This is a genomic window from bacterium (assembly GCA_030685015.1).
GTDB lineage: Bacteria > CAIWAD01 > CAIWAD01 > CAIWAD01 > CAIWAD01 > CAIWAD01.
Window position 1 is genome coordinate 1 of sequence record JAUXWS010000005.1, and the last position, 12482, is coordinate 12482.

The 12482-nt window shown below is 68.1% G+C and carries 10 protein-coding genes; 2 read left to right on the plus strand and 8 right to left on the minus strand.

All coding sequences use genetic code 11. From position 1 onward, the window contains the following. The 7 genes from Q8O14_00335 to Q8O14_00365 form a co-directional block, all read right to left on the minus strand. On the minus strand, window positions 1-398 hold a 398-nt coding region (locus tag Q8O14_00335), incomplete at its 3' end, for an FAD:protein FMN transferase (protein MDP2359189.1). Beyond that, window positions 376-1632, minus strand: a complete 1257-nt coding sequence (locus Q8O14_00340; GenBank protein ID MDP2359190.1) for a DUF3570 domain-containing protein — start codon at window positions 1630-1632, stop codon at window positions 376-378. The genes Q8O14_00335 and Q8O14_00340, both read right to left, overlap by 23 nt. Next, window positions 1623-1850 carry a DUF4266 domain-containing protein gene (locus tag Q8O14_00345; GenBank protein ID MDP2359191.1) on the minus strand — a complete coding sequence of 76 codons (228 nt, stop codon included), beginning with the start codon at window positions 1848-1850 and terminating at the stop codon, window positions 1623-1625. Before Q8O14_00345 ends, Q8O14_00340 begins: the two co-directional genes overlap by 10 nt. After that, window positions 1847-2398, minus strand: coding sequence for a TlpA disulfide reductase family protein (locus tag Q8O14_00350; GenBank protein ID MDP2359192.1), 552 nt, complete (start codon window positions 2396-2398; stop codon window positions 1847-1849). The genes Q8O14_00345 and Q8O14_00350 overlap by 4 nt, the downstream gene beginning before the upstream one ends. A gap of 99 nt (window positions 2399-2497) precedes the next feature. Next, window positions 2498-3034 carry a hypothetical protein gene (locus Q8O14_00355; GenBank protein ID MDP2359193.1) on the minus strand — a complete coding sequence of 179 codons (537 nt, stop codon included), beginning with the start codon at window positions 3032-3034 and terminating at the stop codon, window positions 2498-2500. Between the two features lie 444 nt (window positions 3035-3478). Continuing rightward, window positions 3479-5110, minus strand: coding sequence for a chaperonin GroEL (gene groL / locus Q8O14_00360; GenBank protein ID MDP2359194.1), 1632 nt, complete (start codon window positions 5108-5110; stop codon window positions 3479-3481). Between the two features lie 22 nt (window positions 5111-5132). Continuing rightward, a complete protein-coding gene (locus Q8O14_00365) occupies window positions 5133-5420 on the minus strand; it encodes a co-chaperone GroES (GenBank protein ID MDP2359195.1) in 288 nt (95 codons plus the stop codon). Between the two features lie 278 nt (window positions 5421-5698). On the opposite strand from Q8O14_00365, the gene Q8O14_00370 reads away from it, so the two are divergent. After that, window positions 5699-6655 (plus strand): LamG-like jellyroll fold domain-containing protein, encoded by a 957-nt coding sequence (locus Q8O14_00370; protein ID MDP2359196.1) that lies wholly within the window; start codon window positions 5699-5701, stop codon window positions 6653-6655. Between the two features lie 577 nt (window positions 6656-7232). Here the strand turns inward: Q8O14_00370 and Q8O14_00375 are convergent. Continuing rightward, window positions 7233-7907, minus strand: coding sequence for an SOS response-associated peptidase (locus Q8O14_00375; GenBank protein MDP2359197.1), 675 nt, complete (start codon window positions 7905-7907; stop codon window positions 7233-7235). Between the two features lie 167 nt (window positions 7908-8074). Here Q8O14_00375 and Q8O14_00380 point away from each other — a divergent pair. Further along, on the plus strand, window positions 8075-12482 hold a 4408-nt coding region (locus tag Q8O14_00380; protein MDP2359198.1), incomplete at its 3' end, for a hypothetical protein.

The window sequence follows — 12482 nt, forward strand, 5'->3', positions numbered from 1 at the left end:
CGCACGGCGGCGCGCGAGGGCGGCCGCGCGCCCGGCCGGAACGCCCAGACCCGCCGCAGCACGCCGCTGGTCAAATCGAAGCGTCCGCCGCTCAGCTGGTGCCCTGTCTCGGCGAAGTCCAGCAGGCGCTCGATCTCCTCGTCCGTCTCCACCCAATCACCGGCGGTTGTCCGCAAGAAGCTGGTCCAGCTGTCCTCCCGGTAGCGGCTGTAGCGGTCCTGGATGCGCCAGGCTTCCGCCGCGCCCAGGCGCGCCAGCTCGAGGGCGGCGCGGCGCGGGCAGGAACGCAGATGGATCTCGCCGGGTCCGGCGAAGCAGGGGAAGCGGGCCACCCACCCGGATGCGCCCGCCTCCAGCCGCACCTCGCGCAGCGGCTCAGAGGGTGGTGCGGTAGCCAAGAGTCACCATCCAGGCCTGCAGATCGGGCGTCAAGTCCAGGCCGTGCTGGGCCCCCAGTGGCGCGGGCGAGAGGTCGAATCGCTGGCGCATCCAGGCCGGCTTGATCCAGAGCTGGCCCCAGTCGGCCGCGGGCAGGTCCAGACGCAGGGCGAGGGTCCACGAGGTCATGCCCGCCAGGCGCGCATCCGCCGTCAGGTGCTCCGGCAGCGCCTGTGTCGCGGGCCAGCTGTGGGCATAGCCGTCGGCGCGCGACTGGAGGCTCCAGCGCACCTCGGGCCGCACGCGCAGGCCCGGCGCGGCCTCGGGCTTCCACCAGTACTGCAGGTCGGCGGTGGTGGCGCGCACGCCCCAGCTGTCCTGGTAGCGGCGCAGGTCGGCGTGGAGCACGTCGCGGCCCAGGTGGACGGCGTTGGCCCAGAAAAGGGTCCAGCGCGTGCGGGACGCAGGGCGGGACTCATTCAGCCAGGAGACGGGCGCACCGTCGTCGTCCACCAGGCTGATCCCCTTGTAAGGGTCGGTCAGCCAGCCCCGATCCCGTCCCGCTCCCAGGTTCAGCTGCGTCAGCCAGCGGCGGTTCATGACCTGGGTGATCCCCACCAGCCCGTCGCGGATCTGCTTGCTCGCCGCGTCACCTGTCGAGACGCGGTCCTGGTAGTCGCCCAAAGGCTCCGGCACGCCTCCCTTGGGCCGAAGGCGGTCCTGGCTCAGGGAAAGTCCCATGGTCAGCGTGGTGAGGCGCTGGTTGAGGTCCTGGCTGAGCGTGGCGCTGGCGCCCAGGCTGCGGTAGTCCATCTCGAAGGAGCCGCTCAGGCCCGCGTCCAGTCGCAGGGTCCGCGTCAGCGGCTGCTCCCAGTCCAGGCCGACGGCGTGGCGCTGGTCGCGGAACTCCCGCACGGGCAGCTCGCCGGGAGCGGCCGAGTAGCCGCGCCCGGACGCGGAGGTGAAGGTCTGGAGGGTGGCGGCGGGCGCCGCCCCGTTGGGACTGGCGCCGCTCATGGAGTCGAAGCCATAGCGCATTCCCAGCGCCCGCTCCCCGGGCAGGGGCAGGCGCAGGTGGAGGACGGGTTCGACGATGTTGACGCGGCCCTGCTCCTGGTAGACAAGAGTCGCCTGTTCGACGCTCAGGCCGGTCAGGTCCAGGGCCTGGGCCTCCGGAGCGCCCAGCAACCGGGATGTGGCCAGGGCCAGCAGGGCGGCGGCGTTCCGGCCGGCGACAGGGGATGTCAGTTGCATCCGCAGCCTCCCCCGCCCACCCCGGCGCCGCCGTGGGCCGTCTCCTTGCTGAAGTAGACGTGTTCGTCGAGGCCGGCCTCGAGGGCATCGGGCACGAGTCGCATCTCAGGTTCGGCCAGCAGGTCGCGCTCCCAGGGCTGGACGCGCGTCATCACGCAGCCCAGGCTGCCCAGCCCCGCGGCCAGCAGCAGGCCGCCCAGCACCAGGGCGCGCCTCATGGCATGTCCCCTTCCGATGTGGCCGGAGGCGCCGGCTCCGCCAGCAGGCACTGGATGAAGGCCTCAAGCTCCGCGATCTCCCCGGGGCGGAAGCCCGTGTGGATGCGGCGCAGCACACCGCGGCGGTCGATCAGATAGGATGTGGGCATGCCGGGGAGGGTGTAGGCGGCCGCCGCCCCGCCCTGGGGATCGAACGCGACGGGGAAGCTCACCGGTCGACCCGACAGGAAGGCGTCGGCCTTCTTGCGCTGCTTGTCCACGTTGACGCCCAGGACAGTGAAGCCCCGGTCCCGGAGCCGCAGGTGCAAGGACTCGAGCCAGGGGAAGGACTGGGCGCAGGGGCCGCACCAGGAAGCCCAGAAGTCCAGCAGCACCACCTGCCCGCGGAACTGCGCCAGGCTGATGGGATCAGCCAAGCCAGGCAGGGCGAGATCGGGGGCCGTCCGGCCCACGGCCGCTTCACCGGCGCGGGCCGGCAGCGCGGCCAGCAGCAGGATGGCCAGAAGCGCTCCCCACCAGCGGGAAGCAGGTCGTGCGGAAGGTCGCATCAGCGTCTCCTTGCTTGTTGCCGGAAGTCACGAACCGCGAGCAAGGAGCAATTCCTCTCCTCCCTGGTTGGAAACCCAGCCTGCGCCGGCAGGCGCTGGTCAATCGCTGTCGCCGCCTCGCTCTTTTCGCTGGGCTCCTTCATCCAGGACAGGGCCGGGTGAGGGTCCGGCCGGCAGCTCGTACCCGGCGCGCGCCGCCGGAGCCTGATGGATGTAGACCAGGTCGCCGCCCGCCTTGCCCGTGCGCAGGGCCAACGCCAGGACGACGATGGACAAGCCAAAGAGGATGAATGGCAACACCCGTCGAAAGCGTGAACCCAAAGGCAGCAGGGGCAACAGGGTCAAGGCCAGCAGCCCTGCCGCCGCCCAGGCGAAGACCTGGGCCGCTTCCTCATGGGATTCCAGTGCGGCATGCGGTACCAGGCGCTCCACCCGGTCCTCCTCCCCTTCGCCTGTTCTGATGGCGGCGTAGGAACCCAGCACGATGAGGAACTGCACGAGGAGGGCGATGAGCCAGGCCGGACGCCCCAGCTTGCCTCTGCCGTCCAGGATGGCCATGAGCAGCAGGAGCAGGGGCATGAGGAGGGCCAGTCCGAGGGGCAGATGGACGACGGCGGGGTGCAACAGGTCGGGCATGGGGCCTCCACGTTGGGCTGCCCGCCCCTGCGACCGGCAGCGACGCCCAAGTAGGTGATTGACGGCCCGGCGGGCAATCCGTCATGCGCTACGAGTGGCATCCCATTGCCATTCTACGACTTCGTCAACAACACAGGTCATCCGGCGCATGGGCGCGCAACCCATGCGACCCGGGTCCTCGGACTGGCGGGGCTGCCCTGGGGTTGCCCGGGGATTGCCCGGGGGTTGCCCGGGGGAGGCCCGGGGGTTGCCCGGGGGAGGCCCGGGGGTTGCCCTGGTGTTGCCCTGGTGTTGCCCTGGTGTTCCCCTGGTGTTGCCCTGGTGTTGCCCTGGTGTTACCCGGGGCAGCCGTCCAAATCACCTGACACCAGGTGCCTGCCGCCAGGAGGGAGCGCGCCCCGACCAGGGCCGGGGCGCGTCAGCGATGTCGATGTCCAGCGGGGCTTACATCATGTCGCCCATGCCACCCATGCCGCCGCCGGGCATGGCCGGGGACTTCTCCTCGGGAATCTCATGGATGGTGATCTCGGTCATGAGCATGAGGCCGGCCACGGAGGCGGCGTTCTCCAGGGCGGTGCGGGTCACCTTGGCGGGATCGATCACGCCCATCGCCTTCAGGTCGCCATAGGTCTCGGTGGCGCAGTTGAAGCCGTAATTGACGTCCTTCTTGCTCATCACTTCCTGCACCACGATGGCGCCCTCGACGCCGGCGTTGGCCACGATCTGGCGGATGGGCTCCTCCAGGGCGCGGCGCACGATCTCGGCGCCCACCTTCTGGTCACCTTCCAGCTTCAGGGCGCTCACCGTGGCCATGCTGCGCAGCAGGGCCACGCCGCCGCCCGGCACCACGCCCTCTTCCACAGCGGCACGCGTGGCATGCAGGGCGTCCTCGACGCGGGCCTTCTTCTCCTTCAGCTCCACCTCGGTGGCGGCGCCGATGTGCAGCACGGCCACACCGCCGGCCAGCTTGGCCAGACGCTCCTGGAGCTTCTCGCGGTCGTAGTCGGAGGTGGTGTCCTCGACCTGCTTGCGGATCTGGTCCACCCGGCCCTTGATGGCGGCGGGGGCGCCCGCGCCATCCACCAGCGTCGTGTTGTCCTTGTCGATGCTGACGCGCTTGGCATGGCCCAGGTGCTCCACGCCGGCGTTCTCCAGCTTGAAGCCCGTCTCCTCGCTGATCACGGTGCCGCCCGTCAGGATGGCGATGTCCTCGAGCATGGCCTTGCGGCGGTCGCCGAAGCCCGGCGCCTTCACCGCGGCCACCTTCAGCACGCCGCGCATTTTGTTCACCACCAAGGTGGCCAGGGCCTCGCCCTCGACATCCTCGGAGATGATGAGGAGCGGACGACCACTCTGGACGACCTTCTCCAGCACGGGGAGCAGATCGCGCATGGTGCTGATCTTCTTGTCGTAGATGAGGATGTAAGGATCCTCGAGTTCCACTTCCATGGACTCGGGGTTGGTCACGAAGTAGGGGCTGAGATAGCCGCGGTCGAACTGCATGCCTTCGACGGTGTCGACGTAGGTCTCGGCGCCCTTGCTCTCCTCGACGGTGATGACGCCGTCCTTGCCCACCTTGTCCATGGCGTCGGCGATGAGCTTGCCGATCTTCTCGTCGTTGTTGGCGGAGATGGAGCCGATCTGGGCGATGTCCTCCTTGCCCTGGACGGGTACGGACATGGTCTTGAGGTGGGCCGTGACGGCCTCGACCGCGGCCTCGATGCCGCGCTTAAGCTCCATGGGATTGGCGCCGGCGGTGACGTTCTTCAGGCCCTCGCGCAGGATGGCCTGGGCCAGCACGGTGGCCGTGGTGGTGCCGTCGCCGGCCTGGTCGCTGGTCTTGCTGGCGACTTCGCGCACCATCTGGGCACCCATGTTCTCGATGGGATCCTTCAGCTCGATCTCCTTGGCGACGGTGACGCCGTCCTTGGTCACGAGCGGCGCGCCGAACTTGCGGTCGATGACCACGTTGCGGCCCTTGGGGCCCAGGGTCGCCTTGACCGCGTCCGCCAGCTTGTCCACGCCCGCCTTCAGCCCGTTGCGGGCGGCGGTGTTGTAGGTGATGGCCTTTGCCATGAGTGTGCTCCTTTGCTTGCCGTTACTCGACCACCGCCAGCACGTCGCTGCGGCTCAGGATGAGGTAGGTTTCCCCATCCACCTTGACTTCGGTGGCGCCGTACTTGGCGAAGACCACCTTGTCCCCCGGCTTGATCAGCTCCTGAATGGGCTTGCGGCCCTCCGGGGCGTCGTTGCCGACAGCGATCACCTTGCCCATCTGGGGCTTCTCCTTGGCCGTGTCGGGGATGATGATCCCGCCGGCGCTCTTCTCGATGGACTCGTCGAGGCGGGTGACGATCACGCGGTCGTCCATGGGCTTCAACTTCATGGAACCCTCCTTGTGAAGTGATTTGAATGAATGATCAGGATTTTTAGCGCGCCGCCCCCGGCCATTAGCACTCTCTTGGGGCGAGTGCCAATAATATCAACCAGACGGATGGACTTGTCAAGAGCGAGGGCTGTTCAACTTCGGTCCTTTGGTGACAAAATCCGCCAGACACTACGTGTTAACCCATAGACGTGCCTTATGTGTCATTCACATCGTCACACGGGTGAAGCTGGCACACGGTTTGCCCAAACGACCCCTAAGCTAAAAGGGGGAACAACATGATCAAACGAATCGGATTGGGCTACCTGATGGTGCTGTCGGCGTGCGCACCTGCCCTGGCCGTTCCCATGTCCGGACTGCTCGCCTGGTATCCCTATGAGGGTGACGCCCAGGATGCCAGCGGCAACGGCCTGCATGGCTCCCCATGGCAGCTCTCCTATTTGCCCGGTCATGCAGGCCAGGCGGCTTGGTTCAATGGCGACGACAGCCGCATGGGCATGAATGTGGGGTTCGCACCCGGTGACTGGACGATCTGCGGCTGGGCCTATGTCGAGGTGATCAATTCGGCCTGGACGGACTGGCAGGACTTCGTCAGTTCCAGCACGCAAAACTTCGCCGTCGGCATTGACAACTGGGACGGCGGCAAGCTGACCCTGTGGGTGGGCGGCGACACGGCCCAGGATCCGAACCCCGCTCCACTGCAAACGCCCTTCTTCTGGCTCTTCGAACACGACGCCGGCACCTGCCGCATCTGGCGGGACGGCCAGCTGGTGGCCAGCGTGGCCAGCGGCTATACTCCTGCCTTCCTGCGCACGGTGGGGCAATGGATCGCCGGGGCCGCCTCGCCCATGGACCGCGAACCCATGCACGGCTGGCTGGACGAGATCTGCATCTACAATCGTGTCCTGGACGACGCGGAGAAAGCGGAACTCCTTGGTGGCGGCGGCACGGTGGAGGCTGTGGACCTGCCACGGACCATCGGCTTGCTGGAGGCTTGGCCCAATCCCTTCAATCCCTCGACGACCTTGAGCTTCGACCTGGCGGACCCGGCACGGGTGCAGGTGCGGTTGCTGGACATGCAGGGACGCGAGGCGCTCCTCGTGTACGACGGGTGGCTGAGTCGCGGTGCCCAGCGGTTCAACGTGGAAGCGGGCGGCATGGCCAGTGGCATCTACATCGCCCAGGTGTCCGCCAACGGACAGCATCAGGCCATGAAGCTGATCCTCTTGCGCTGACCCCGCGCCATGTGTCAGGCTGATTGGACAAGCAGACTGGCGGGGGGCTTGGCTGACCGGTCCGTGGTTGATCCGCCACACAGGTGTCCGACCATGGGTCGGACACCCTGGCAGTTGTTGCCGCGCGCATGTACGGCCCTTCGGCAAGACAGCCGCCGATGTGTGCGTCTGTCACGAGCTGGAGGAATCCCCGGCGGGCGGGCGTCAAGCCGGGCAGGCGACGAGATTCTCCACGGAAAGCAGTGGCCGGATGGTGTCTGTGCCGGCGAACAGGTGTCCGACACTTCATCGGACACCTCGGCAAGGCGTGCCGCCCCCTGTGGACAACCCGCCAGGTGGTGTCAAAGCAGGGGACAGTCCACAGACTGTCCACGGACTGTCCATGGACAGTCCGCCCTGCCCCGTCACCGACCTCGTCTGCGCATGCCGCCCGCTGCCTCACGGCGGCGAGGTCATGACTCCGCGCCAGGATGCTCAGGCGGCTCGGCTCCCAAGCGTGAGCCGGGGGATCCCGGCTTCGCCGGGACGACCGCTTGCCCATGGGGGGCCATTCATGGTTTTCTCGTGGAACCGCGCCTCAGAAGAGCGAGCCCTGCGCCGCCGCCACAGGCCGCGTCAGGCCCTCGTGGTCCGTCGCCCTGCCGTTGACCTCGGGCGAGACCGGCCAGCATTCCAGCTCGGGATCGGGCCAGGGGGCGAGCCGGGGCGCCCAGTCCGCCGCATCGCCCTCGCCGGCCAGCCAGCTCGGCCACAGCTCCGCGGGCAGGACGACGGGCATGCGGCCGTGCAAGTGGGCAATGGCCGGCGCGGCGGGACAGGTGAGGATGGCGAAAGCCGCGCCGCCGCCGGGCAGGGGCGCCCAGAGCCCGGCCAGCAGCGCCGTCTCCCCCGCCGCCGGGCGGATGAACCAAGGCTCGCGCGTCTTCGGGTTGGGGCGGCGCCACTCGTACCAGCCCTCGCAGGGCAGGCCGCAGCGACGGGCGCGGAAGGCCTCGCGGAAGGCGGGCAGGGTGGCGGCCGTCTCGGCGCGGGCGTTGATGAGCAGGGCGCCGGCCCTGGCGCCCGGCCGCGGCAGGCCCCAGCGCAGCAGGTCCAAGCGGCGGCCGCGCCCGTGCTGTCGAAGGGCGGCGGCCGCCTGGCCGGGCGCGATGTTCCAATGCGGCGCGAGGCCCTCCGGCAGCTCGTCCGCATCCAGCGCCAGCCGTTCCAGCAGTTGCTTGTCCACCCGGCTGAAGGCATAGCGGCCACACATGGGTCCCTCCCCGATGTCAGGCATTTCTCGCAGGCCGCAAGGGCCACGCACCTGTTTGAACCCGAACACCTTGGCGCGCGCGAATCTCTCGCCATTGCCGCCTTCACTTGGTAAATAGGGCCGCACATCGTCCCTACCCGCTGGACAGAATAGCATTGGAGCCGACCATGAATGCCCCCCACCCCTTGAGGCAGGCGACTGTCCTGCTGACCCTTATATCACTGGCCGCGGGCGCGTTGTCCCTGCGCGCCAAGGCCGCTCCGGAGAGACCCACCGGCCAGGACGAGCTGGAGGCCGCCACCCTCCTCTACCTGCAGCTGAAGCAGGACGGGGGCGAGATCCCCGCCTGGCTCTTCGACCAGATCAATCCCCCGCAGCCCGCGGGCGGCGCGCGCCAGGGCGGCGACACCCAGGCCGAGGCGGTGGCCATCCCCTTCAGTCCGGGCGGCACCTACACGGACCCGGGCACGACGGCCGGCTACGCCAACGACTACGACTCCAACGTGGCGGCCTCCTTCTGCCAGATGGGCACCTTCTTCACCAGCTCCTTCGGCTCGGCGGACGTTTTCTACACTTTCACCCTGCCCGGCATGTACACGGTGACAGCCGACATCTGCGAGGGCGGCACCTGGGACTCGGCCCTGGGCATCATTGACAGCGACGGCACGCTGGTGGCCTACAACGACGACGGCGGCGGCTGCACCGCCTCCCTCCGCTCCCGCATCGCCAACTGCTGCCTGCCGGCCGGCACCTACTACATCGTGGTGGACGCCTACAGCACGGCCACCGGCACCTACACGCTCAACGTGCAGTTCGGCAGCGCGCCCTGCGTCATGCCCTGCGACCTCTACACGCAGAACATCCTCACCCTCAACGCGCCCGGCACGATCACGGGCAGCACGGTGGGCGCCCCAGGAGTCTACGCCGGCGCCGGCGGCGACGCGGGCATCGACATCGCCATCCCCCATGCGGCGGAGTGGAACTTCGACGCCTGCGTGGCGGGGACCGACTACGCGGCGGACATCTACCTCTTCACGGCCAACCCCTGCGCGGGCGGCACCCTCATCGCCTCCAACACCACCGCCACCTGCGCGGCGGCGCCGGCCACCACGGCCCGCCTGCTCAACATCGGCCTCCAGGCCGGGACCTACCACCTGCTCGTGGGCCATACCGCCGCGGTGGAGGGGGCCTTCGCCATCAACGTGTTCGAGACGACCCCCGCCCGTCCCTTCGCTGGCGATCCCGACGCCTTCGGCTACGTCTGGCGCAACAGCCTTGACCCCAACGGCCCCGACTTCGACTGGGTGGAGATCTCCCAGGTGGGGACGCCCGTGCCCCTGGCCAGCGGCAGCAGCGTCTACGGCCCCGTCGACCTGGGCATGAACTTCCCCTTCTACGAAAGCACGCACTCCACCTGCTACGTGTCGTCGGAGGGTTTCCTCTCCTTCGACGCCCTGGCCAGCTCCTACCTGACCAACGCCACCATTCCCTCCGCCGCCCTGCCGCAGAACATCGTGGCCGGCTTCTGGGACGATCTTTCCTTCACGGCGGGGGTGGGGCAGGCCTACACGTGGTGGGACGCGGCCAACCAGCGCTTCATCCTCGAGTACAAGGACTTCACCAAGACGGCCGTGCTCACCACCTTCCAGATCATCCTGCACCAGAACGGCAACATCCTGGTGCAGTACCTCAACACGCCGGAGATCTACCTCAACTCCGCCACGGTGGGCATCGAGGACGGCGCCGGGGCCCGTGGCCTGCTGGTCAACTACAACAACACGGGCGGCGCCCTGTGGGACGGCATCGCCCTGCAGATCACACGGCCCGTGGGCGACGTGGTGGGCCCCTCCATCATCCACACACCCCTGGTCAGCTCCGAAGACCTGGGTCCCTATTCCATTTTCGCCAACATCAGCGACCTGGAGCACGAGGTGGCCGCAGCCAACCTCGTCTACCGGGTCAACGGCGGCACCTGGAACACCGTGCCCATGGTCCCCGACACGCCGCCCTCCTTCACGGCGCAGATCCCGGCGCAGACGCCCCCCGCCACCGTCAACTACTACCTGCAGGCCACGGACACGGCCGATCCGTCCAACACCACCACCACCGCCACCTGGACCTTCAGCGTGCAGGACTACACCCTGCCGCCCAGCGGCCTGAGCGCCACCGACGGCGTGGTGGGCGGCACCACCGTCACCTGGTCGCCGCCGGCCTGGCTGCTGCTGAACGGAGATCCCGGCCCGGAGCCGCTCTTCGAGGACTACCTGCCCGACCACGCGACCAAGGACGGGGCCTGGGCGGCTTGGCAGGCCGACCATGAGGCCTGGGTGGCGGCGGGCCAGGTGGCCAACCGCGCCTTCCTGGGCTACAATGTCTACCGGGGCGGCCAGCTGGCGGGCACAGTGACGGGTCTGAGCTTCACAGACAACCTGTCCAACGGCTCCCAGCCCGGGGTCACCTACAGCTACACGGTGCGGGCCAGCTTCACGGCGGGGGAGTCCGCCCCCTCCAACAGCGACACGGGCTGGTGGTCGGCGGGCCAGACCAGCGGCGGACCCGACACCTACGGCTACATGTGGTTCAATTCCAACCACGACCAGGGTCCGGCCTTCAACTGGATCGATATCTCAGGTGTCGGCGCCCAGATCGCAGCACCCACGGACGACGGCTTCACCGGGCCTTACGACCTGGGCTTCGCGTTCCCTTTCTATGAGAACAGCTACTCGACCTGCTACATCGCCTCCAACGGCTTCATCACCTTCGGCACTGGCAACGGCACCCTGACCAATCAAAATCTGCCCAGCCCCACCATCCCCAACAACCTGATCGCTGGCTTTTGGGACGACATGGCGCCGCACTACGCCGGCGCTTCGATCCACTACTATGCGGACACGGCCAACAACCGCTTCGTCGTCCAGTACCACGTGCCGGGGCTGGGCGGCGTGGCACCCTACATCTACTTTGATTTCCAGATCGTGTTGACACCCAACGGGGCCATCCTTGTGCAGTTGCTCAACGTCAACGAAGTCGACATTTCCCAGGCGACCATCGGCATCGAGAACGCGATGGGCACCATCGGCCTCACTTACAATTTCGATGGCACCGGCGCCCCCATCACCGACCAGATGGCCATTCGCTTCCTGCCCCCCCAGGGTCCGGAGATCACGCACACGCCGCTGACTTCCGTCGAAACGGAGCTGCCCGGCCCCCATGTGGTGGAGGCTGAGATCGTCAGCGAGGAGGGGGTGGTGGCCTCCGCCCAGGTGGTCTACAGCGTCAATGGCGGGGCCAACCAGACGGTGGCCATGGTCCACGGCGCCGGGAACACCTGGACTGGAGACATCCCCCACCAGGACGCGGGCGCCAACGTCTCCTACCGCATCGAGGCGACGGACGACCAAGGCCACACGCGCATGACCCAGACCTGGACCTTCCAGGTGGTCAGCTACCAATGGCCGCCCCTCAACCTGTCGGCCACGGACGGCCTGCTCCTTTCCACGCTGGTGACGTGGCTGCCGCCCGTCAATCCGGGCCTGCTCGCCGCCCGCTTCGGCGACGAGCTGCCCGCCAACCAGGACGAGGGCGTCGAGCGCCTCATGGCTCAGGGCCTGTCCAAGGAGGAAGCCCTGGCCGAGTGGGTGGCCCTCTTCCAGGAGGCGGAGCGGGTCTTCATCTCCTACCGCGTCTACCGGGACGGCGTCCTGGCAGGTACGACCACGGGAACCAGCTTCATCGACAACCTCAACAACGGTGCCGAGGCCGAGGTGGTCTACACCTACACGGTGCGGGCCCTCTTCACGGCGGGGGAATCCACCCCCTCCAACTCCGACCAGGGCTCCTGGTCGGCGGGCCAGACCTCGGGCGGCCCCGACTCCTTCGGCTACACCTGGATGAACTCCGGCGCCGCGGGCGGGCCGGTCTTCGCCTGGACGGACATCTCAGGCCTGGGGACGCAGATCGCCTCACCCACCGATGACGGCTTCACCGGCCCCTATGCGCTGGGCTTCCCCTTCCCCTTCTATGAGAACAGCTACAGCGAGTGCTTCATCGCCTCCAACGGCTTCCTCACCTTCGGCACGGGCAACGGCACCCTGACCAACCAGAACCTGCCCAGCCCCACCGTCCCCAACAACCTCATCGCCGGGTTCTGGGACGACATGGCGCCGCATTACGCCGGGGCTTCGATCCACTACTACTCCGACACGGCCAACAACCGTTTCATTGTGCAGTACCACGTGCCGGCCTATGGCTCCGTGGCACCCTATGTCTTCTTCGACTTCCAGATCGTGCTCACGCCCAACGGAGCCATCCTGGTGCAACTGGCCAACGTGAACGAAGCCGACATCTCCCAGGCCACCATCGGGATCGAGGACGCGGCGGGTCTGAGTGGCCTGACCTACAACTACAACGGCACCGGCGCCCCCATCGGAGACGAGCTGGCCATCCGCTTCACCTACCCGGTGGGGCCGCTCATCGCCCACACGCCGCTGCCCAGCATCGAGGCGGAGCTGCCCGGCGGCTACGCGGTCAACGCCCAGATCACCAGCGAGCTGGGCGTGGCCTCGGCCGCGGTGA

Bases quoted from the DNA above. Each gene is read 5' to 3' on its own strand.
- Q8O14_00340 (MDP2359190.1), bottom strand. From the start codon at position 1,632: ATGCAACTGACATCCCCTGTCGCCGGCCGGAACGCCGCCGCCCTGCTG.
- Q8O14_00345 (MDP2359191.1), bottom strand. From the start codon at position 1,850: ATGAGGCGCGCCCTGGTGCTGGGCGGCCTGCTGCTGGCCGCGGGGCTG.
- Q8O14_00350 (MDP2359192.1), bottom strand. From the start codon at position 2,398: ATGCGACCTTCCGCACGACCTGCTTCCCGCTGGTGGGGAGCGCTTCTG.
- Q8O14_00355 (MDP2359193.1), bottom strand. From the start codon at position 3,034: ATGCCCGACCTGTTGCACCCCGCCGTCGTCCATCTGCCCCTCGGACTG.
- groL (MDP2359194.1), bottom strand. From the start codon at position 5,110: ATGGCAAAGGCCATCACCTACAACACCGCCGCCCGCAACGGGCTGAAG.
- Q8O14_00365 (MDP2359195.1), bottom strand. From the start codon at position 5,420: ATGAAGTTGAAGCCCATGGACGACCGCGTGATCGTCACCCGCCTCGAC.
- Q8O14_00370 (MDP2359196.1), top strand. From the start codon at position 5,699: ATGATCAAACGAATCGGATTGGGCTACCTGATGGTGCTGTCGGCGTGC.
- Q8O14_00375 (MDP2359197.1), bottom strand. From the start codon at position 7,907: ATGTGTGGCCGCTATGCCTTCAGCCGGGTGGACAAGCAACTGCTGGAA.